Here is a 22,079-nt window from a genome sequence, read left to right on the forward strand (position 1 = left end):
TAATTGTAGGGGGTCCAAAATGGCAGATAATATTAAAGAACAAGAGCAACGCCACCTCGACAGCGTTATCAAGAAAATCAAGGTCTCGGAGACTGATCTTGAAAAGAAAATCAAATCCACTAAAAAAGACGTCAAGGACATTTACGCAAACTTTAACAACGATGTTCGGTTAAAAACGTCGACGTATAGTGGCATGATGGAAACTGCCATGTCAATTCGACAGCAGCAACAAATGCTGTCAGAACGGGAAAATCGACAGGAACATGCTGCCCGTGAGTTGGGGACTTTGACAAAACTTGAGAAAAATCCCTACTTTGCCCGAATTGATTTTCGGGAGGGGACTGAAGCCCATGATGAAACCATTTATATTGGCATGGCTTCTTATACGGATAAACCCGACCATTATTTGATTTACGATTGGCGAGCCCCAATTTCCAGTATTTATTATAATGGTGGGATTGGCCAGGTCACTTACCAAACACCGGATGGCGAACAAACCGTTGATGTTAAATTAAAACGCCAGTTTCAAATTGAGAATGCAAAAATTAAAACTGTTTTCGATACCGAAGAAGTCGTTGGTGATCAGATGTTGCTGGATGCTTTGGGCGGTCATTCTGATACCAAGATGAAGAGTATTGTCACGACGATTCAAAAGGAACAAAACCAAATCATTCGGGATACCAAGTCTGAGTTGTTATTTGTTCAGGGTGCGGCTGGGTCCGGTAAAACGGCCGCAGTCTTACAACGAATTGCCTACTTGCTTTATCAGTACCGCGGTAATTTAAATTCGGGCCAGATCATTCTGTTTTCGCCCAACCAACTGTTTAATGACTATATTAATCAGGTGCTGCCGGAACTGGGTGAACAAAACATGGTTCAGATGACCTTCTATCAATACAGTTCCCATCGACTGCCCAAGTATTAAGGTTGAGACGCTTTCACAACGTTTTGACGATCAGCTGGAAGCCAAAACCCAACAGTTAAACGAGTTTAAGGGTGGTCTGGCCTACTTCAAGGCGGTGAGTGCCTATGCCAACCACTTGAATACTGAAGATATGCGATTTCGTAACTTGATGTTTAATGGCAAAGTGTTGATTCCAAAGGAAAAAATCCGAGACATTTACTATCAGTTTAACGAAAACTATAATCTGCGTAACCGGCTTTCCGCCACTAGAGAAGCGCTTTTAAAGATTTTGAATCGAAAAGTTCACGTTGAAATGAAAAAAAAGTGGGTTGAAGAAGCGGTTCAAAACCTGTCGCGTGAAGAAATTATGCAGATGCATCAGGATGGTGGCGAAGAGATTTTAAACGCTGATAAAGAGTTTAACTTCTTAGCTCGCCGAATTGTTATTAAAGCCTTTCGACGGGTTCAGCGTCAAATCGTTCGTAATCACTTTTTGAGCATTAACAATCAATTCGTTCACATGCTGAGAAGTGTGCCTCAGATTTTGGCACTTGATCAGTATGGCATTGATAGTGATACTTGGAAACAGGATATTGAAGCCACGATCGGCCGTTTAAAAGAGGGGCGATTGTCCCTAGCCGATGCGACGGCCTATATTTACCTTTATGATCTGATGACCGGCAAACGCGGTGAGAAGGATATCAGGTATTTGTTTATTGATGAAGTCCAAGACTATTCGGCCTTTCAACTGGCTTTCTTAAAATTTAGTTTTCCACGAGCTAAATTTACACTGCTGGGTGATTTAAACCAAGCCATCTTTACGCATGAAAACAGCCGAAAACTACTTGGTGAGCTTTCCAATATGTTTCCAGCTGATAAGACTCGGGTGGTTCAACTGACCAAGTCGTATCGTTCTACTGAGCAAATCACTAACTTTACCAAGCATATTTTGACCAATGGTGAAGAAATCGTGCCGTTTAATCGGCAAGGTGAGTTACCGAAAATTTCAATTGCGGCTGGGATAGACGACGCAGTTGAACGGGTGAAGACCCAAGCTGAAGAAAACTTGGCGGAGCATGAAACGACAGCGATTATTGGCAAAACATTGAAAGAATGTCGTCAATTATCCGGTAAATTAGCTGAAGTTGGGGTCAGATCAACTTTGATTCGGACTGAGAATCAGCGATTAGTCAAAGGCATCATTATTGTGCCATCGTATTTGGCCAAAGGGCTCGAGTTCGACAGTGTGATTATGTGGGATGCTTCCCGGGCTTGTTATCCAGATGAACGGGATCGTCAGTTGGTTTATACGATTTGTACCCGGGCAATGCATCGGCTCACGATTGTTGCCAACAAAAAATTGTCACCAATTTTTGAAACGGTCCCTAAACAGGAATACCAATTAGCTTAAATAGATGAAGTCGTGTGCAGGTCAATTACTGTCACGGCTTTTAATCTTAGAAAAAATGCTTTTTTACCTTTATTAAATGGTATAATTTACAGGTATTCTTGACGGGCGGAGATAGCAACTTATGGATGATTTAATTAATTATTATTCGTTTACTAAAGCGGAATGGAAACAGTTCTATAACGATATTGATTTACCACTGACGCAAAGCGAATTGCGGCACATCAAAGCATTTAACGACCAAATTTCAATTCAGGATGTTTCGGATATTTTCAAGCCGTTAGTTCATATGATTCGGCTGCAAAAGGATAATTTTGACAAATGGCAAACTACCAAAGCACGTTTTTTGCATAAAAAAGTGCGGACGGTGCCGTTTATTATCGGGATTTCCGGTAGTGTGGCGGTTGGTAAATCAACGACGGCCAGAGTGCTTGAAGAATTACTGACGAATTATTTTACCGGCGAAAATATTAAGCTGATTACGACTGATGGTTTCTTGTATTCGAATGCGGAATTAAAGAAGCGGGGACTTGCCGATCGTAAGGGGTTTCCCGAAAGTTATGATATGGCTAAGTTAATCGAGTTTTTGAATGCGGTTAAAGCGGGGGTTTCAATTGTCCAATCACCGGTTTACTCTCACCAAACGTATGACATTATTCCCAACCGATTTGATATTATTGATCGACCGGACGTCTTGATCGTTGAGGGGATTAATACGTTGCAGCTGCCAAGTAATGAGCAGATTTATATCAGTGATTTCACTGATTTCTCGATTTATATGGATGCGGATGCGCAGTTAATTGAAAAGTGGTACTTGGATCGGTTTGCCAAGTTAATGGACACAGCGTTTCAAGATCCACATAATTACTATTATCAATACGCAATTGGCGATCGTCAGGCGGCCTTTAAAATGGCTCGAAAAGTGTGGGAGACGATTGACTTACCCAACTTAAAGACAAATATTCTCCCAACCCGGTCAAGAGCTGATATGATTATGCATAAGACGGATCATCATATTATCGACCGGCTATATTTGAGAAAGTACTGATTGTTTGTTTTTAGCTGAACAATATTGACCAATGATGGTCTAATCGTTTATTATTTATGTAACAACTTTGAAAGGGTGTATGATTTGGCAAACGTGGACTTATCAAGCTTCGATAAGATCTTAGTGCTGGATTTCGGGAGTCAATATAATCAATTGATTACTCGTCGAATTCGTGATTTGGGCGTATATTCCGAACTTAAATCGCATAAATTGTCCGCAAATGAGATCAAGCAAATGAACCCCAAGGGAATTATTTTCTCCGGTGGGCCAAATAGTGTTTATGAAGAGGGGGCCTTGCGAGTTGACCCGGATGTTTTTAAATTGGGAATTCCAATTTTAGGAATTTGTTACGGGATGCAATTGATGGCCTTTACCCTCGATGGTCAGGTGGAAAAAGCCGATAATTCCGAATATGGTCATGCTGATATTGACGTGACAGCTAATGATGCGGTTTTATTCGAGAATACGCCGCGCAAACAGACTGTCTGGATGAGCCATGGTGATTTAGTTACCAAAGTGCCATCCGGTTTTGAATCAGTGGCTACCAGCGTTGATTGTCCAATTTCAGCGATGCAGGATGTCAGTCGGAATTTCTACGGCATTCAGTTTCATGCCGAGGTTCGCAATACCCAGTTTGGTAACGAAATTTTGAAGAATTTTGCGTTTAACGTTTGCCATGCAAAGGCCAACTGGACAATGAACGATTTTATTGACCTGCAGATTCAACATATTCGCGAAACTGTCGGTGATAAGAAAGTGCTGCTAGGCCTTTCCGGCGGGGTTGATTCTTCTGTCGTGGGAGTTTTACTGCACAAAGCAATTGGTAAGCAGCTGACTAGTATTTTTGTTGATCATGGTTTGCTGCGGAAAAATGAAGCTAAGCAGGTGATGGATAGTTTAGCCGGCAAGTTTGGCTTGAACATCATCAAGGTGGATGCCCAAGAACGCTTCTTGTCCAAACTTAAGGGCGTCACCGACCCTGAAAAGAAACGAAAAATTATCGGCAATGAATTTATCCAGGTCTTTAATGATGAAGCCCGCAAACTGGATGGGATCGACTTCTTAGCGCAAGGCACACTGTATACCGACGTGGTTGAAAGTGGGACCGATACAGCGCAAACTATCAAATCCCACCATAACGTTGGCGGACTGCCAAAGGACATGAAGTTCAAGCTGATTGAACCTTTGAACAAGTTATTTAAAGACGAAGCCCGTGAAATTGGTGAAAAGCTGGGGATGCCGGACACCCTTGTTTGGCGACAGCCATTCCCAGGACCGGGACTTGGTATCCGGGTATTAGGTGAAGTAACCCCTAACAAGTTACGGATTGTTCGTGACAGCGATTTTATTCTAAGGGATGAAATTGCCAAGGCCGGTTTGCAACGTCAGGTTTGGCAATACTTCACGGTTTTGCCGGGCTTTAAGAGTGTCGGTGTGATGGGCGATGGTCGAACTTATGATTATACCGTTGCTATTCGAGCTGTGAACTCGGTTGACGGGATGACCGCTGACTTTGCCCGGTTACCATGGGATGTCCTCCAAAAAATTTCAACTAGAATTGTGAACGAAGTCGATGGCGTTAATCGAATCGTGTATGACGTGACGAGTAAGCCGCCTTCGACAATTGAATGGGAATAATGATTATTTAAAATATAGCTTATAAACTGATGAAGCAGTATTTTATGATATGCTTGTGATTCTAGAACAGTAAATAATAATCATGTTCCCTATCAAACACCGTATCAAAGTGATTAGCTCTGATAGGGTGTTTACACATTAAACTTAAAAAACAAAAATGGCTCAAAATTATCGAAGTGGTTAAAACCATTAAAAGTAATTTTGAGTCATTTTTGCATTACAATCGGGGAGATTAAAAAACTAATCTAGCCGATTCATTTCGTTATGATTTCACAAACTGAACGACGGCATTCACATTGTGATCCTTTGCCAGTTTGGTGGCTGAATTTTGGATAGCAGCTTGTGACTTTTGACCTCGGGATGTCAATTCAATTGCAATTAATTGTTGCTTGTGATTGCTTTTATCGGTTACTTCTCCAGTGAGGACGTTGGTGATTTGGCGGGGGTAATGTTTTACCAAATTCGATTGAATCTGGTTAAGCGCGTCGTTGTGAGTCGCAGGGGTTGATGGCGAATTTACGGTAGGAGCTGTTTGTGCGTTTCCCTGCTTCATATAATCTTGAAACTCTTTGGCAGTAATGTAGTGGCCTCGGGTGAGCTGCTTAATTGAGAGTGCATAGTGATCCAGATGGTAAGTTTTAAGTGAACGATTCAAGTTTTTGATTTGCTGATCATTTAAGTGGGTGCCAATGACCGTTAGCTGAATCGTTTCGCCAGTGACCGATTGTTGAGCGATGTACTGATCAGGAAGTTTCTCCTCGACAAATTGGGACAGATGCGCATCAACATAGGATTTTTGGACGATTGAGTAGGCTGAAATCGAACTGGGAATAATGATGATAATTGCCACAATAAAAATGATGATTTCTTGCTCAATTGACACATGCAGGCGTTCACCGCTGCGAATTCTAAAGAAGATCGTCCCGACGGCGGTTGCCAGGGCAATGAAGAATGCGTTAATGAGAAATAGATAGCCGGCACCCCAAACAAACGAGCCATCCCAGTGACTAATCCCGTACCCAATTGTGCAGAGCGGCGGCATAAGGGCTGTGGCAATGGCAACGCCAGGCACGATGTTGCCGCCATCTTTTTTTGCTGAACTAATGACACCGGCAAAGCCTCCAAAAAAGGCGATTAAAACGTCCCATAGGGTGGGCTCAGTTCGAGCTAACAACTGATCAGTTGCGGTGTTTAAGGGCGAAATCAAGAAATAGATTGTTGCGCCGGTGATGGCAATGAACATTTGGGCAGCAAACTGTTTGGCGCTTGTCGAAAGCAGTTTTGAATTACTATTTCCCAGTGCATAACCAATTCCCACGATTGGTCCCATGAGCGGGGAAATGAGCATCGCCCCGATAACTGCCGGCGCAGAGTTGATATTCAGGCCGATACAGGCAATGATGATCGCACAGAATAGGATTACCTGGGTTGACCAGTTAACGATTAGTCCCTTGCGAACGTTTTGATTTAAAACCTCAGTCGAAAGTTGTTGCATTCTCAATTCCCCCATCAATCGCATTTTAAAGGTATTTTTAGAATAGCACAGTCTGAAAGAATGCTCATTGAATTGGGCTTACAATAACATCATCACAATCTTGTAAATTCCTTTCTTAAATTCAACTTTCAATGTCTTCAGGATTTGGAAGATTTAATAGTCTGCATCATGGTTGCGCGTACTGATTGCCCCGGATTGCGCGAGTTGCGCCACTGGCACTTGCTTGAGTTTGACTCATATATTGATAATTGCCGGGATTAGTGACTCGTGAGTAGTATTTATGACTATCGGAAACAAATACCATCCCGGCAGCGGCGACCGTCCACTTGCCATCTTTAGTGGTTGACTTAGTGCGCTGAGTGGTTGATGATGGCGTCTTCGTTACGTGGACTGGATGCGATGAATAACTCCTTTGAGGATGCGGGGTTGTTCGAATCGGTTTGGCATTGCTACTGCCAGTACGATAATTAATGCGAATACCTTCAACCGAATTGATGACGACAACTTCAGTATTCAAAGTTCCATCTGATGATTTCAGATTAACGATTGAACCACGGGGAATGGTTTCGCTTCCCTTATAAAGCGGGGTGGTTTCGTAGGAAATGGTTTGGTGAGTATCTGGATGATCCTCCCAGTAGTCTTCGGCGGTTTCTTCTGCGTATCGCATGCCGCCATCTTGATCGGCGCCAACATTTTGAGGACGGGTGCCGGTTGTGAAGTTGTATTGCGACGTGTAAGATTTACTACCAAGCAGGCTGTCACCGATTGAATGACTACGATTATAAAGATAACCGTGGTAGGTGCGACCGGTTAGATGATAAGTAATGGCCACTCTTGGATTATTGTCGGGCCAGGCTGGTGGTGCCAGTGGGTCGCCCTGACGACTTCCCCGAGATGAGGCATATTCATGGTAGGTTAGGACAGCTCTTGCAGTGGCGGAACGGCCCTGGCGATCGGCAGCGAAATGATACTCACCGGCTTTCAAATGGCTAAAACCGGTCAGATGCGCCTTACCAGCCACCCAATAATAATTACCGGTTGGCCCAGCTGCTTCGTGATTGGTATAATAAATCAGTTTCTTTAAAATACCGCGGTGATGATGGCTAACCGGCTTGGTTGATTTGCCAGAAGACGGTGCCCGTTTTGAACTGGCCGCAGCGCGATGATGAGTCGTTTGTTGGCTGGTCATTGCCGTTTTGGAAGAATTGTTATGAGAGGATTGATGACCGCTGTTATCACAGGCTGAAAGCAGTCCGCCCGTTACCAGTAATGAAATCATTCCCAAAAACAACTTTTTCTTAATGTGCATTATTCATTTCCCCCTCCAACCCTTTTGGTTGCCCCTTAGTCGACGTTTGGCTAACACTGCCCCTTTAGAAAGAAAAGCGTTAAAAAGGCGTGCATAACCTCTTAATAATTTAATTATCGCATAAATTCAGATGAATTAAACAAGGAATTGGTGTTAAGTCATAAATTCATGCACCATTAGTTAAAATTAAGTGGGTTCATTATTTGACAATTAATTCTCAAATTAAATGATTTTTAAAACAGATTTTTGTCAGGCATCGAGAAAAAATTTGCTAATTTTAATCATCCATTACGTCGAAAATAGGCGGGAATCAGGGGATTTATGAATGATCTTGATTTCGATTAGTGACGTAAATGCCATCCCATGAATGATGAGTGGGATCACCATTTAATTAGAATATTTTTATGGTTAAAATAATTGGTAAGTGATACATTATCTGATAAAATAAACTTGAAGGGTGGAGAAAGTCATACTAGAGAAGCGATGTTTCTAAAGGATCACCACAGGGGGTGGCTTTCATGAATTTAAATAGGCAAGTTAGACAACAACTAGGTCGATCAGGAATTATACGTCAGATTCCAATGATCTTTTTGCTATTTTTTTCGGCATTATTGTTAGCGCTTTCATTAGCTGGTGCTGTTCGAGCGGCTGATAACCCAAATTTAGTGCCGAGAAAAAATGAATTTAACATTAGTAAAATAAATAAGTTGCAGTATACGTATCGTCATTCATCGTTATCCGAGGTTCAAGGTGCTAAGGCGTGGCGGGGCGCTGACTACGCTAAAGCCATTCAAGCAGATGCTAAAGGGGTGGATTCGGCGACCGGTCAATATTATTTGGATGAATGGATGCCGGATTATGGTTTTCAGTATTTCCTATATGAAGCTGAATTTAAAGATAAATTCAAAGACATCGGTGCGTTTAGAGCCAATTTTACAAAGAACGATCTTAAAGACTTAACATCACTGACCACTGATCAAGCAAAGCAGCAGGCAGCTGACGGTGGGGCCACAATTTATTATTCAGCTTTGATGTCCATGCAAACATTGGAAGGACTTCAGTACGCGACTAAACTGCAAGAGATTAATTTAACACCAAATCTGAATGTGAGTGAAAAAGTCTCTGGGAATGCAAGCCGGAACGGTAATTTGTGGGATATTAGTGCATTGAAAAATCTAAATGAGCTAACTGATGTGACGATCCAGTTCTTTTCACTTAATGATATTTCGGCTTTAGCCAACAAACCTAAATTGAAGTCGGTTTATTTACCCTTTAATCAAATTGCCGATATTTCGCCGTTAGCAACTAATAAGGGGAATCCGGGCTTGGATTTAAAGAGTGGGTTTAGATACCAACACATTCTCTTGGCCCCAATTACTTTGAGAACTGGCACTCAGGCGTATATCAGTCCGTCATTTATTATTAAAGATCTTCAGTCTCAAAATTTGCCGGTGGCACCGTATAATTCAGAGACTGAAAAGGACTCATATCCGGCACTCTATCCCAGCACTTCTGATAGCCAAAACGTCGATCCGATTACGTTGAAATGGACCAATTTTTTGCCGGATCCAAGTGATCGCTATGGTTCTTTATCCAGCCACTGGAAAGATCCTAATTCGACCTTTGAAGGCTGGATCCTGTTGCCCTACCAGTTGAAGGATGACATTGGAAATGTCAATGTCAGCTTTCAATTATTACGGGAGGATGGCAATCAACTACAATTATCACCCGCTATCGTTCTTTCCGGCAATGTTGGCAGCTCGTACAACATCGGAGATAATGCTGATACCAGCTATACACTGACACGATTAATTGGCCAACAAAACTATCAGCCGCTAATGGTTTTGGATGGGACGGGACAGTATAAAGATTATCTGGAAAAAAACGGCAAGGCTAATCAAGTTGATCAAAATGGCACCTACACGGAAGTTTCACAAAATCGAACGGTTCTGTTCACCAAAGGAACTTCTAAGATCAATGTTCAGTACGGGGCGCTTGATGCGAAAGATACCAACCGGTTTGTCCCATTTAATGAATCCGGTTCCCAGGCACCCATCACCGTTGAAAAGGAAGGTACGATTGGGACAGCATTATTGATCGATGATTTAAAACGTGATTTTCCTCATTACAATTACGTTGGCCTCGGCATTATTCAAAACGGGAAAGTTATTAAATTGACCGATTCGACTGTTTTATTCGGCGATGAGCCAAAACAAGTGGTCTTTCTTTACGAAAAAGTCGCTGAAGTGTCAATTGAAATTGATTATCTTGACAGCAATGGCCGCCCGTTGGTCAACGTTTCTAAAACCGCACTTTCAGGTGAACCGGATAGCAAGCCCACAGCTGACCAACTTAAACAACTTCAAAAACCAGTTGATGGGTATACCTTTGACCACTATCAGGATGCAAAGGGGCAAAAAATTACCGACCCAACAGCGCTCACCTTTAGTGCTTTCAATGGTCGATTAACACTGGTTTATCAAAAGAAGTCGGTCACGCCGACACCATCGGGACCATCAACACCTGCAACGCCATCGACCGTCACGCCTTCGAGTTCATCGACTAATCAGCCGAGCGAACCATCAGTTAAACCTGATAGTCAGTCGTCAGCCGTACCAAAGGATGACGTTACCCAACCAGGGACGATTGCTAAGAAGGGCGCCGCCGTCTACGCGTTAAAGAAAGTTTATTTGTACAAAACCAAGACGTTTAAGCAGCATCAGCGAATCGCTGGCTACGTAAAGAAGCCACGAATTAACCGACCGATGTTTGTGGTGACCGACTACGCATATTCTAAAAATGGGGTGCTGCGTTATGTGGTGCGTGACGTTAATCATCACAGCCAAACTGCTGGTAAGAAAGGCTATTTAACGGCTAATTGGCAGTATGTTCGACCGGTTTATTATCAAAAATTGCACAAACAAATAACGGTGATTAATCCGCGCGGTGTTAATGTCTATCAACGGAAGAATCTAACTGGCAAGGTTAAGAATCTTCGCCAAGGAACCCGCTTAACGGTGACTGGATTGGTAAAGCATCATTTGACGACTCGGTATGTTTTGTCAAATGGCCATTATATTACTGGTAATCGAAAATTAGTAATTGCAGGTCGCTTTGATCAACCGCAGAGGATCAAAGTTAAAAAGACAATCTATCGTTACAAGGATGTCAACTTTAACCATCGCTTGGGCAAAGTGAAGGCGGGAACCGTTCTAACGGTTAAGAAATGGTTGTATACCCATCCCAATTCGATGACGACTTTTGGCGTAAAACGCTATCAAGTTCAGGGCGGTTTTGTAACTGCTAAGCCGCAATTTGTTAAAGTAATCAAATAATTGTTTCTCAGGCTGAACCGATGTTAATGGATGACAGCCTGATTTTTTTATTGATGGTCGGATTTTTCAAAAGTTACTCATTTGGCTCAGCTCCTTAAAGTCGTATAATAAACGTAACGACTTAACTCAAGGAGGACCATATGACTGAAATGAAACGCTTTTACGAAACTTTTCAACCCAAGCATTACAGCTTGTACTTGGATATTAACCGGGAAACTAAAAAGATTGCCGGTAAGACCACTATCACAGGGCACGCAACTAAGAAAGCGATTGCCATTCATCAAAGGGACTTAACGGTAGCCAATGTTCAGGCGGATAACCAGAAATTACCGTTTACAATTGACCGTGACAACGATGCAATTCGAATTGAATTGCCAAAGTCGGGGGACGTTACCCTAACGATTACTTATACAGCCCCTTTAACCGACAGCATGATGGGGATCTACCCGTCGTATTATGAAGTTGATGGTGTTAAGAAACAGATCATCGGCACCCAATTTGAAACCAATTTTGCCCGTCAGGCATTCCCATGTGTTGATGAACCGGAAGCTAAGGCAACATTTGATCTGGCCATCAAATACGACGAGCATCCTGGCGAAACAATTTTAAGTAATATGCCGGAGAAAAGGGTGGTCGATGGGGTGCATTACTTTGACACGACGGTTCGAATGTCGACCTACCTGATTGCGTTTGCCTTTGGTGAGTTACAAAGCAAAATGACCACAACTAAGAGTGGGGTTAAAGTTGGCGTTTTTGCGACTAAAGCCCATCAACCAAAGGAATTAGATTTTGCCCTCGACATTGCCAAACGGTCAATTGAATTCTACGAGGACTTTTACCAAACCCCTTACCCGCTGCCACACTCCTGGCAGTTGGCATTACCTGACTTTTCAGCCGGCGCCATGGAGAACTGGGGATTGGTCACATATCGGGAAGCTTACCTGGTACTTGATCCCGATAATACGGCTTTGGACACGAAACAGTTAGTCGCAACGGTGATTGCCCATGAATTAGCTCATCAATGGTTCGGTGATCTGGTCACGATGAAGTGGTGGGATGATCTGTGGTTAAATGAAAGTTTTGCCAATATGATGGAATATGTCGCAGTTGATGCGCTTGAACCGGATTGGCACATTTGGGAAACTTTCCAAACTTCGGAAGCTCCAATGGCACTTCAGCGGGATGCCACCGATGGGGTTCAGTCCGTGCATGTTCAAGTGAACAATCCAGCGGAAATTGACGCCCTGTTTGACGGCGCAATTGTGTATGCCAAAGGTGCCAGAATGCTGGTCATGGTTCGGGCTTTACTTGGCGATAAGACATTGCGAGCCGGCTTAAAGCACTACTTTGAAGCTCACCGTTACGGCAACGCCACTGGAGCTGATTTATGGTCAGCCTTGGGAGAAGCAGCTAATTTAAATGTCGGTGAAATTATGAATTCCTGGTTGGAGCAACCCGGCTATCCGGTCGTGACTGCTGCGGTGGTTGACGGCCAGCTTACCTTAACTCAACAACAGTTTTTCATTGGGGAAGGCAAAGAAGTGGGTCGTCAGTGGCAGATTCCATTGAATAGTAACTATTCAGAAGCCCCGAAGATCATGAATCAAAAGCAAGTCACGCTGGGCAATTACCAGGAATTACGGCAGGCAAACGGCCAGCCATTTAGAGTTAACGTTGGCAATAATTCCCACTTCATTGTGAAATACGACCAGACGTTATTAAATGATATTTTGAATGAGGCTGACTCGCTGGATTCGATTTCTCAACTGCAATTGCTTCAGGATCTGCTATTTTTGGCAGAAGGTCACCAGGTTTCATACGCCGAGCTGGTGCCATTGTTGCCAAAATTTGCAGACAGTCAGTCCAATATTGTCAACGTTGGTCTGTATCGAATTGTTAATGAATTAAAGAAATTTGTCACGCCCGCTTCCGATGAGAAGAAACAATTACAGGCCTTTGTGAACCAACTGAGTGAAAAGCAGGTTGCCCGATTAGGTTGGCAGATTAAAGCCGGTGAATCAAACGATGATCAGTTAGCTCGACCAATCGTTTTGAATGCGGCTTTGTATGCGGAAAATCAACAAGCCATTAAAGCTGCTCATCAGTTATTTACGGCAAATCGTAATCACTTGGCAACATTGCCGGCAGCCATTCGAGCACTTGTTTTGAGAAATGAAGTGAAGAACTTCGGGAGTGCTGAGCTGTTTGACCAGTTGTTGGCAGCTTATCGACAAACCGCAGATGGGAGTTACAAAGCCGATATCTGTGCCGCACTAACTGCCACGACTGATCAAGCTTTAATTACCAAGTTGATTGGGAAATTTGAAGATGCCGATACGATCAAACCACAGGACTTGCGAGCCTGGTTCCGGGGTGTGCTGGCCAATGATGATGGCCAACAGGCAGCTTGGGATTGGATTCGAAATGATTGGCAATGGTTGGAAGATACGGTTGGTGGTGACATGGAGTTCACGACCTATATTACGGTGATTGCCGGGATCTTTAAGACGGCGCAGCGGTTGTCTGAATTCAAGGCCTTCTTTGAACCTAAACTGGCAACGCCGGGGTTAACTCGGGAAATCAAGATGGATACCAAAGTCATTGAAACCCGAGTTCAATTAATTGAAGATGAAAAACAGGCAGTTAATGAGGCGGTTAATACGATTGTTAAGTAACGTCTAACTGAATCATAATGCGCTGAAAGGTGTGACTGGGAATTCTGGTCGCGCCTTTTTGTTTTACCTGTAAGTTAGGGTGGTGAGTGACTAAATTTTTATGTATAGAAAAGGCTACCGAACACTAATCCCCAGCATTGCCCGCCCCAGTCGACTGATCCGAGTCATCTTCCAAGCAGGTGACCAAACCACTTCCACTGAAACCTTGGTGATTTCATCAAGCTGGCTTAACGCATCGATCAGATCCTTTGGTAAGGTGTCAATGCAGCCACAGGCAATTTCAGTGAAAGTAATCACTACTTTGCAGTGACCATCTTCGGCCAAATCCACCTTGTAAATGAGACCGAGATTATAAATGTCTAAGCCGATCTCCGGATCATAGACGGTTTCAAACTTGTCGACCAGTTGATCCTCAATTGTTTTTGCCCTGTCGTTTAATTCAATGTCTTCTCTCATGTAGACTCATCCTTTCAATTTATGCAGTTGCACATTTTTCATAAATTTAGTTTATTTTTAAGTATATAATTTAATTATATTTTAATCAATACTAGAAAAATAAAAAGTAAGTGTTAAAATACGATTATAGTTATCTAAGAATAGCTATTATACATAAACTGAAAGGGGTCTATCTATGGCAGATGATCAAAAGCGGGATTTAAGAATCAGGAGTCATGTTTATGATGGTATGGTTAAATCACCCAACCGAGCTTTGATGCGGGCAACCGGGATGAAAGATGCAGATTTTAAGAAACCGATTGTGGGTGTCATCAGTACGTGGGCGGAGAATACCCCATGTAATATGCATTTACGAGGATTTGGCGAAATTGCCAAAAAGAGTGTCATTGACGCCGGTGGCTGGCCGGTTCAATTTGGCACGATTACCGTGTCCGATGGCATTTCAATGGGGACGCCCGGGATGCGGTATTCACTGCCCTCTCGTGACATCATTGCCGATTCGGTTGAAACGGCGATTAAAGGCCACAACTGTGATGCATTCGTGGCCATTGGTGGCTGTGACAAGAATATGCCGGGTTCTATGATTGCAATTGCCAACGCTGAAGTGCCGGCGATTTTTGTTTACGGCGGGACGATTGCGCCGGGGAAATTAAACGGCAAGGACATTGATTTGGTATCGGTGTTTGAGGCGGTTGGTAAATGGAACCATCATGATATGCCGGCTGAAGAAGTTCGCCAAATCGAATGTAACGCCTGTCCGGGACCTGGTGGCTGTGGTGGGATGTATACGGCTAACACCATGGCTTCAGCGATCGAGGCTTTAGGGATGAGCTTACCTGGATCGGCCTCACATCCCGCCGCTACGGCAGTTAAGAAGCAGGATGTGGCGGCTGCCGGTCAAGCAGTTCTGAATTTATTGAAAAAAGGCATCTATCCCAAAGATATCATGACCCGGGAAGCCTTTGAAAATGCCATTACCGTGGTCATGGCATTGGGTGGCTCTACTAACGCTACTTTGCATTTACTTGCCATGGCGCATGCAGCCAACGTTGACTTAACGCTGGATGATTTCAATACCTTTCAGAAGAAAGTCCCTCACTTGGCTGATCTGAAGCCAAGTGGTAAGTACGTCTTCCAAGATCTATACAAGGTCGGCGGGGTGTCCGCAGTGATGAAGTATTTGTTGGCAAATGGGTACTTACATGGCGACTGCTTAACCGTTACCGGTAAAACATTGGCTGAAAACTTGGCAGAAGTCCCATCACTTAAGGCTGGCCAAAAGGTGATTATGCCGCTTGACCATCCAAAGCGCAAAGACGGCCCATTAATCATTTTGCACGGCAATTTGGCCCCGGAAGGTGCGGTTGCCAAAGTTTCTGGGGTTAAAGTCCGTCATCATGAAGGGACCGCTAAAGTTTTTAATAACGAAGAAGATGCTATTGAAGCAGTTTTAGCAGATAAAGTTGTTGATGGTGATGTGGTCGTTGTTCGTTATGTGGGGCCAAAGGGTGGTCCTGGGATGCCGGAAATGCTGTCGCTGTCTGGAATCTTAGTTGGTAAGGGTCAGGGAGAAACTGTTGCCTTACTAACAGATGGCCGCTTCTCTGGCGGAACTCATGGGATGGTTGTTGGCCACATTGCACCGGAAGCACAGGATGGCGGGCCAATTGCCTACCTGAAGACCGGCGACAAAGTGATCATTGACCAGGATACCCGTGAATTAACCATGAACGTTTCCGATGAGGAATTGGCAAAACGACGTCAAGAAACCACGATTCCACCATTATACTCACGCGGCGCACTGGGAAAATACGCGCATATTGTTTCCAGTTCGGCCAAAGGTGCTGTCACTGATTTTTGGAATCGGCAAGACTAAAATTTAGATTAACAAAACCGGTGTGATTTAATAAATGCGGTCACACCGGTTTTGTTAATCTAAAAATTTTTAGTTGATTTGATTTTCGAGAATTAGTGGCCTGAACTAATTATATGGATAAACTTGGTGATTGGGGGAAGTAGGTTCGGAATAATAATGGCAGTTGTGATAACTCCAACAATCCAAGAAACTCTGGTAGACTGGGCGGCAACGGTTGAGTTAAGTGTTTTAACCTCTGATCTAATTTCTGTAAGACGCTTTTCAATTTCTAGCTGAGAAATTTTAATGTCTTTTTGGATCGAATTAGTCGCCTCATCCAATTTGTTGCGAGTAACATCATGTTTTGAACTATTACCATCATAATTGTCGCTGTTTGATGTGTTAATGGGAACGTCTTGATCTGCAAAAATTCTTGAAATGGTTGCTTTGCTATGCATGAGTGTCGCCGTCCTTTGAGAAGTTGCATTTTCTTGGTCCCTTTTCATTATAACAAAATCAGCGGTTACGAACGAACGTTTCCTACCCGACCAAAATTTCTTTAGTTTTGCTTAATCTTGCTTATATTCTCTTAACATCTTGATAACAAGATATCCGAAATGACTGGTTCTATGGTAAAATCTAACAATAGTTTTAATTGTTGAACGACTTATTTTCAGGAAAAGAAGGAGAATCGATGATCCTGGATATTATCATTTTGTTGTTACTGGTTGGTGGCTTAATCAGTGGGTATCGCGCTGGTTTAATCACCCAATCAGTTCGAATTATCTCGCTGATTCTAGCGTTCGTTGTCGCAATCTATTATTTCCAAGGCACTGCGAATATGGCGATTAACCTGGCTAAAAAATTGGGGTTGACACCTGGTATTCAATGGCTTTACATTGCTGACATCATTGCGTTTGTGTTACTATTTGCGATGACCCACGCCGTTTATTTGATGTTGGGCAGTTATTTAAACGGGCTTGCCAAAATTCCGGGTTTTCACTTGGGCAACGCTTTGCTGGGTTCACTGATTGGTGCGGTCACCCAGTACCTCATTGTCTTTTTCGTTTTAAATTGTCTCATTGCGTTTCCAATTTCCTGGGTCCAGACACAGTATCGGTCATCCCAATTATCTCAATGGATTGTGAAAGAAACCCCAGTTTTGTCAAGGCACGTCACTAAGTCGGCAATCCAGTCAGAAAATGATCGGACGGTCGTTGTTCTAATGCATCGGGAGGCACCAACTAATGAAATGGGTTAACCGGGCTGTCGTCGTGATCGTCGTGTTATTGACGCTTAACGTGTTTGTTCAGCCGGGTGCAATGACGTCGATTGGCAAACGGGTCACCAATGCAATGGATTTGCCGGGCATGCTGAAGACGGAAATTGATCGAGCAACCAAGCATGTTGAAAATGCGCAGAACACTCAAAATAATTCAAATGCCACGCCGATTGAGAACATTGTCCAAGGTCGGACGTTATCTAATCACTACTATTATCGATTTGCAGCCAACGTCCCTGATCGGGCTAAGCGGACCTTTTTACAAGCGGTCCGTCAGTATAATGCAACTGGAATTGTGAAAATAAGTCCACTGACTGACCGGACCAGTTCACAGGTCAATGAGATGACGTTTTACGTTTATCACAAACGATTACGGACCGGTAGTGGCTCAGTTGAACTAGGACTTGGCGGTCCCAAAATCTATCCGTGGGTAGGCAGTCATCATGATGATTTAAATCGTGGTAAAGCCGGCCTTAATATGGAGTATCCTCAAGTGAGTTTACGGCGTTCAGTCGCGTTACATGAAATTGGCCACGTATTAGGATTGGATCATAGCCAGCGACGTGATTCAATTATGTTTCCGGTTGACCAAGGCCGCACGCAACTCTCAAAAGAAGATTTGGCAACGCTTAGAAAAATTTACCATCACTCAACAAAATGAGCTGGTTTCAAGATCACTAACGTGATTTGAAACTCAGCTCATTTTTGAGTTATTCAGCGATTTCTAAGGCGGCGATCAACGATGTAGAGGTGATGGTTCTTTTTAGCATTTAGGATAAGAGCTAAACCAGTTGTCAGTAATTCAGTGATTGGAAAAGTGCCCCAGAAATACGCTAATCCCAGAAACGACAGTAGCCAAGCGATTGGCACTAACAGGAATAATTCTCGGGTTAGGCTAACCCAAATACTTTTTTGAAGTTGATTGGTTGCCTGAAAATAAATTACCAACATCATGGAAATTCCGGCCGGCACAAAACTGCTGCCGATAATTTTGAAAGCGTGAGTGCCGATAGTCAGTAACTTTGGATTAGCACTATAAAGATGAAGCAGTTGGCGGGGAAAGCCAATGAACACGATGGTGCCCAAGACTGTCACCGAGCAGGCAATCAGTAGCGCTAATCGGACAGATTCCTTGATTCGCCAAAGTTGCTTGGCACCAAAATTGAAACTGATAGTTGAAAGCAGCACCTGCTGGAGCCCTTCCAACGGGATGAAAAAGAAGGCCTGTAATTTATAATAAATTCCTAAAACCGTAATTGCCAAGCTGCCAAATGGCTTAAGGATTAAATTTAAGCCGACAATATAAACCGTATAAAGCGACTGTAACAAAATTGCTGCACTGCCCTGACGGTAGATGGCGCGACAAGCAGCTGGACTGAACCGACCATTAAATTGGTAGAAGAAGTGAGACTGGACTGTGACGATTAACACTGCCAACAACTGACCGGTAATGGTTGCCAAAGCTGAACCGGCAATGCCCAATTTGGGGAAGCCCCAATCACCAAAAATCAGTAGTGGATTTAGCAGACAATTTAAGAGGTTGCCACTGATTTGGGCGATCATTGGCCATTTCATTTGGGCTTTGGCCTGCAATAATTTAGTGAAAATGGCCTCTAAAAAGAGGCTGAAGGACCCTATTAAAATGATGGTGGCATATTTAATTCCCAGGGACTGAGCGAGTGGATTACTGGTCGAAAGCTGATAGTAAGGGGCCACAGTCACTAGGCCAACGCCGACGATCAACAGATAATTTAAGCCACCCAGAAATAAGCCACTTTTGGCAATCACTTCCTGCTGATCAGTTGCCTGTTGACCGTCTAGTCGGGTAATCAAAAGGTTAACGCCGGTCCCGGTTCCGGTGGCTAAGGCGATCATGAATAACTGAATCGGGTAAATAATTGCCAGGGCAGTCAGTGCGTTAAGATTATATTGGGCCACAAAGTAACTATCGACTACGTTGTAAACGGACTGCACCAGTAATGACAGCATGACTGGCGGGGCCAGTTTCAGCATTAAATCCGGGATTGAGGTTTCTTTTAAATTCGGTTCTTGATGAACAGACATTGCCACCACCTCACTTTGTTCTTATTAATGATAGCACCTGGTAGCTCATAGCAAAGAAAAAGCACCCTGACGCCTGCAAAGAGAAAACGTGGGGTGATCCAAAATAAGTGATATTGAATGGTTAACGAAACGTTGATCATGATAGACGGATCATTGATGGTCTCGGCGGTAAATTTCCATTTTCTTTTGAAAGGTCGATTCCGTCACGCCGTAAGCAGTGAAGGTGATTGCGTTGGCCCCGGCATTGATGGTTTCTTGAATTTGTTCACTGGTTTTACCACCAGATGCGATAATTGGAAAGTGTGGGTTGATGTCGGCCAATTGCTGACGCAACCAGCGAACCAGGCTGGCCGTATTTTTACCACCGGCGACATTAAATGCATCGACACCAGCATTGATGCGCTCCTGCACGTCGATTGAGTCGTTTACAACGGTGTAAATAATCGGAATATCGACAACGTGTTCAACACTCAAAATGGTTTCAACCTTGGCCGGTGCATTTAAAACAACTGCTTGGGCACCGTTTTCTTCGGCAAAACTACCGATAGTCGCTGAGCGCAGGCCCTTGGTCAGTCCACCACCAATGCCAGCTAAAATCGGCACATTTGAAACAGCTGAAATAGCGCTCAGAATTTTTGTGTTGGGTGTCCATGGGTAAACGGCCAGCACAGCATCGGCATTACTGTTGGCAATGACCGCGACGTCCATTGTATAAATGATACTTTTAATGCGTTTACCAAATAGCCGAATACCGGATGCATTTTTAATGACGTCCGGACTTCTGACAATATCCTGTCTGAGTTCAGATGAAATATCAGGGACAAATTTTTTGTTGGCGTTCGTATTGGAATCCATGGTTGATTCCTCCTTATCAAATAGGTTATCATTTATTATTATAAGGATCTTGGCAAGGATTTAAAAGCCGGAAAATCAAGCTTTCTGTTTGAGTCGCCGTTGCAGTTGCCGATCGTAATTTCTGACAACTGGAATTAGTAGACTGGCTAAGCCGGCCGCAATTGCGCTGACCCCTGCGATAATAAGGAGAAGTTCGACACCAAGAGAGTCTGCCAGGGGACCGGCAATTACTAATCCCATCGGACCGGTTAGGTTAAGTAATGAATTTAAAACGCCAAGGACCCTGCCGAGTTGCTCCGGGGAAAAGCTTTGCTGAATCATCGCCATTAACAACGTATTGAAATATGGGTTGGCCAGACCCGCTGGAATGTTTAGAAGAATAAACCAGTAAAAGCCCTGTTGATTGCCTGGTAGAAAGCCACTAATTGCAGTCGTGATGCCAACAATGAAAAAGGCAGTGATTACCAGGGGCATCCGATTTTTCCATTTGCCAAACAAACCGATAATAGTGCCACCGATTAACATCCCGGCTGAATAAACAACTTCGATTAGTCCAGCCTGACCAACGCTGCCATGAAAATAAGCCATGGTCATCAACGGATACATCCCAACGCAGGGCATATAGAGCAATGTGAAAACAGCCCCAATGATCGTCATGTATCTGAGTCCTTTAATTACCATTAGCTGATGGAAGCCTAGTATTGTGTTGTGAAGAACTTGAAGTTGGGTTTCTTGCTTCTGGTTGGCCGGAATCTGGCCAAACATCAAAATACCAATTCCCAGAACGACTCCCAAAACATCCAGCAAAATCAATAGGTTAATTGGGATGATTGAAAACAGCATTGCACCAAGGGCTGGCGCAATTAATAGATTGGCAGATTGGACCATCCCTAATTGGCCGTTAACCCGGGTGACCTCTTGAGTGGGAACAATTGTCGGTAGGATTGCTTGGATCGTCGGCATCTGAAAGGTTTGCGCAATCGATCTCATCAGTAGCGAGACAAAGATTAGCCAAAGGGGAAGCGTTTGAAAAAGTGTTCCGGAAATCGATAGAATCACAGCAAAAAAAGCCGCAACGATATCGGGGACAATTAATAGGCCTTTTTGTTTAAGCGGTCAACTAAAGGGCCGACAAATGGGCTTAACAGGGCCATCGGTAGCATGCCCAAAATAGTCGCAAAACTTAAAATGGTTGCGGAACCGGTTTGCTTGGTTAAGTACCAAATAATTGCATATTGAACAATCATGCTGGTGATCCCGGTTAAAAGTTGACTGGTTAAAAACAAATAGCTGTTTTGACGCCAGTTGTTAATAGACAAATCCATAATGGTCTCCTACTTTGAATGAGTGAAAGTGATGTCTATAGTTTACCTTATTTTGGTTGGCATTTTTGAATAAGACGCATCCTTAAGGCTGACATTCACTAAAGAGTGTGATACGCTCTTTGAAGTAGTTAAAAGACGATGGACTAAGGAGCGTGAAAACTACTAATTAAAATATATATTAATATGTATCAATGTGGTATAATGTATATGAGGTGAATATACATGAAACCCAAAGAAATGGCTGAACGGTTAGGCGTCTCGGTTAAAACCCTTCAAAAATGGGATCGCCAAGGCAAATTACCTGCCAAAAGAACGGTGACGAACCGGCGTTATTACACTGAGGCTGATTATTTAAAAGCCATTGGTCAGCCCAAAGCTAATCGGAAAAATGTTATTTATGCCCGAGTATCAACCGCAGCGCAGAAAGATG

The 22,079-nt window shown here is 43.4% G+C and carries 14 protein-coding genes and 2 pseudogenes; 9 read left to right on the forward strand and 7 right to left on the reverse strand.

Annotated features, from left to right (window positions below; genetic code table 11):
• Window positions 1-19: 19 nt before the first annotated feature.
• The 3 genes and pseudogenes from helD (at window position 20) to guaA (ending at window position 4,998) form a co-directional block, all read left to right on the forward strand.
• Window positions 20-2,315: pseudogene (helD, locus tag ED605_RS05550) on the forward strand (RNA polymerase recycling motor HelD).
• A 121-nt stretch (window positions 2,316-2,436) separates the two neighbouring features.
• Window positions 2,437-3,360 (forward strand): type I pantothenate kinase, encoded by a 924-nt coding sequence (gene coaA / locus ED605_RS05555; protein ID WP_121977911.1) that lies wholly within the window; start codon window positions 2,437-2,439, stop codon window positions 3,358-3,360.
• 84 nt (window positions 3,361-3,444) lie between these two features.
• Window positions 3,445-4,998: a glutamine-hydrolyzing GMP synthase gene (gene guaA / locus ED605_RS05560; protein ID WP_306419367.1), complete on the forward strand. Its 1,554-nt coding sequence runs from the start codon at window positions 3,445-3,447 to the stop codon at window positions 4,996-4,998.
• 262 nt (window positions 4,999-5,260) lie between these two features.
• Here guaA and ED605_RS05565 read toward each other — a convergent pair whose 3' ends face one another.
• On the reverse strand, window positions 5,261-6,493 hold the full coding sequence (locus ED605_RS05565; RefSeq protein WP_121977913.1) for a DUF389 domain-containing protein: 1,233 nt from the start codon (window positions 6,491-6,493) through the stop codon (window positions 5,261-5,263).
• A gap of 166 nt (window positions 6,494-6,659) precedes the next feature.
• On the reverse strand, window positions 6,660-7,796 hold the full coding sequence (locus tag ED605_RS05570; RefSeq protein WP_370824545.1) for a DNA/RNA non-specific endonuclease: 1,137 nt from the start codon (window positions 7,794-7,796) through the stop codon (window positions 6,660-6,662).
• Window positions 7,797-8,320: 524 nt separating this feature from the next.
• Between ED605_RS05570 and ED605_RS14735 the strand changes: the two genes are divergently transcribed.
• On the forward strand, window positions 8,321-11,137 hold the full coding sequence (locus ED605_RS14735; RefSeq protein WP_225419054.1) for a DUF5776 domain-containing protein: 2,817 nt from the start codon (window positions 8,321-8,323) through the stop codon (window positions 11,135-11,137).
• A 140-nt stretch (window positions 11,138-11,277) separates the two neighbouring features.
• On the forward strand, window positions 11,278-13,812 hold the full coding sequence (locus ED605_RS05580) for a M1 family metallopeptidase (RefSeq protein ID WP_121977915.1): 2,535 nt from the start codon (window positions 11,278-11,280) through the stop codon (window positions 13,810-13,812).
• Between the two features lie 114 nt (window positions 13,813-13,926).
• On the opposite strand, the gene ED605_RS05585 is transcribed toward ED605_RS05580, so the two are convergent.
• Entirely contained in the window at window positions 13,927-14,268 is a 342-nt protein-coding gene (locus ED605_RS05585) for a metal-sulfur cluster assembly factor (protein ID WP_121977916.1), read from the reverse strand.
• A 175-nt stretch (window positions 14,269-14,443) separates the two neighbouring features.
• Here ED605_RS05585 and ilvD point away from each other — a divergent pair, with 175 nt between their 5' ends.
• The gene (ilvD, locus tag ED605_RS05590) at window positions 14,444-16,144 is read left to right on the forward strand and encodes a dihydroxy-acid dehydratase (RefSeq protein ID WP_121977917.1); all 1,701 of its coding nucleotides are present in this window, start codon (window positions 14,444-14,446) and stop codon (window positions 16,142-16,144) included.
• A gap of 92 nt (window positions 16,145-16,236) precedes the next feature.
• On the opposite strand, the gene ED605_RS05595 is transcribed toward ilvD, so the two are convergent.
• Window positions 16,237-16,581: a hypothetical protein gene (locus ED605_RS05595; protein WP_121977918.1), complete on the reverse strand. Its 345-nt coding sequence runs from the start codon at window positions 16,579-16,581 to the stop codon at window positions 16,237-16,239.
• Window positions 16,582-16,817: 236 nt separating this feature from the next.
• Here ED605_RS05595 and ED605_RS05600 point away from each other — a divergent pair, with 236 nt between their 5' ends.
• Window positions 16,818-17,384 carry a CvpA family protein gene (locus ED605_RS05600; protein WP_121977919.1) on the forward strand — a complete coding sequence of 189 codons (567 nt, stop codon included), beginning with the start codon at window positions 16,818-16,820 and terminating at the stop codon, window positions 17,382-17,384.
• Window positions 17,371-18,066, forward strand: coding sequence for a matrixin family metalloprotease (locus ED605_RS05605; RefSeq protein ID WP_121977920.1), 696 nt, complete (start codon window positions 17,371-17,373; stop codon window positions 18,064-18,066). Before ED605_RS05600 ends, ED605_RS05605 begins: the two co-directional genes overlap by 14 nt.
• A 53-nt stretch (window positions 18,067-18,119) precedes the next feature.
• Here the strand turns inward: ED605_RS05605 and ED605_RS05610 are convergent, their stop codons facing one another.
• The 3 genes and pseudogenes from ED605_RS05610 to ED605_RS05620 form a co-directional block, all read right to left on the reverse strand.
• Complete coding sequence (locus ED605_RS05610) at window positions 18,120-19,469, reverse strand: MATE family efflux transporter (protein ID WP_121977921.1); 1,350 nt, start codon at window positions 19,467-19,469, stop codon at window positions 18,120-18,122.
• Between the two features lie 150 nt (window positions 19,470-19,619).
• The gene (locus ED605_RS05615; protein ID WP_121977922.1) at window positions 19,620-20,324 is read right to left on the reverse strand and encodes a beta/alpha barrel domain-containing protein; all 705 of its coding nucleotides are present in this window, start codon (window positions 20,322-20,324) and stop codon (window positions 19,620-19,622) included.
• 75 nt (window positions 20,325-20,399) lie between these two features.
• Window positions 20,400-21,649 (reverse strand): annotated as a pseudogene (locus ED605_RS05620) (MFS transporter).
• A 222-nt stretch (window positions 21,650-21,871) separates the two neighbouring features.
• Between ED605_RS05620 and ED605_RS05625 the strand changes: the two are divergent.
• Window positions 21,872-22,079, forward strand: a 208-nt coding sequence (locus ED605_RS05625) for a MerR family DNA-binding transcriptional regulator (protein WP_121977923.1), incomplete at its 3' end; no start/stop codon positions are given.

The sequence above is a fragment of the Lentilactobacillus raoultii genome, from assembly GCF_900411375.1.
In the GTDB taxonomy this organism is placed as follows: domain Bacteria; phylum Bacillota; class Bacilli; order Lactobacillales; family Lactobacillaceae; genus Lentilactobacillus; species Lentilactobacillus raoultii.

Bases quoted from the DNA above. Each gene is read 5' to 3' on its own strand.
- coaA (WP_121977911.1), top strand. From the start codon at position 2,437: ATGGATGATTTAATTAATTATTATTCGTTTACTAAAGCGGAATGGAAA.
- ED605_RS05565 (WP_121977913.1), bottom strand. From the start codon at position 6,493: ATGCAACAACTTTCGACTGAGGTTTTAAATCAAAACGTTCGCAAGGGA.
- ED605_RS14735 (WP_225419054.1), top strand. From the start codon at position 8,321: ATGAATTTAAATAGGCAAGTTAGACAACAACTAGGTCGATCAGGAATT.
- ED605_RS05580 (WP_121977915.1), top strand. From the start codon at position 11,278: ATGACTGAAATGAAACGCTTTTACGAAACTTTTCAACCCAAGCATTAC.
- ED605_RS05585 (WP_121977916.1), bottom strand. From the start codon at position 14,268: ATGAGAGAAGACATTGAATTAAACGACAGGGCAAAAACAATTGAGGAT.
- ilvD (WP_121977917.1), top strand. From the start codon at position 14,444: ATGGCAGATGATCAAAAGCGGGATTTAAGAATCAGGAGTCATGTTTAT.
- ED605_RS05595 (WP_121977918.1), bottom strand. From the start codon at position 16,581: ATGCATAGCAAAGCAACCATTTCAAGAATTTTTGCAGATCAAGACGTT.
- ED605_RS05600 (WP_121977919.1), top strand. From the start codon at position 16,818: ATGATCCTGGATATTATCATTTTGTTGTTACTGGTTGGTGGCTTAATC.
- ED605_RS05605 (WP_121977920.1), top strand. From the start codon at position 17,371: ATGAAATGGGTTAACCGGGCTGTCGTCGTGATCGTCGTGTTATTGACG.
- ED605_RS05610 (WP_121977921.1), bottom strand. From the start codon at position 19,469: ATGTCTGTTCATCAAGAACCGAATTTAAAAGAAACCTCAATCCCGGAT.
- ED605_RS05615 (WP_121977922.1), bottom strand. From the start codon at position 20,324: ATGGATTCCAATACGAACGCCAACAAAAAATTTGTCCCTGATATTTCA.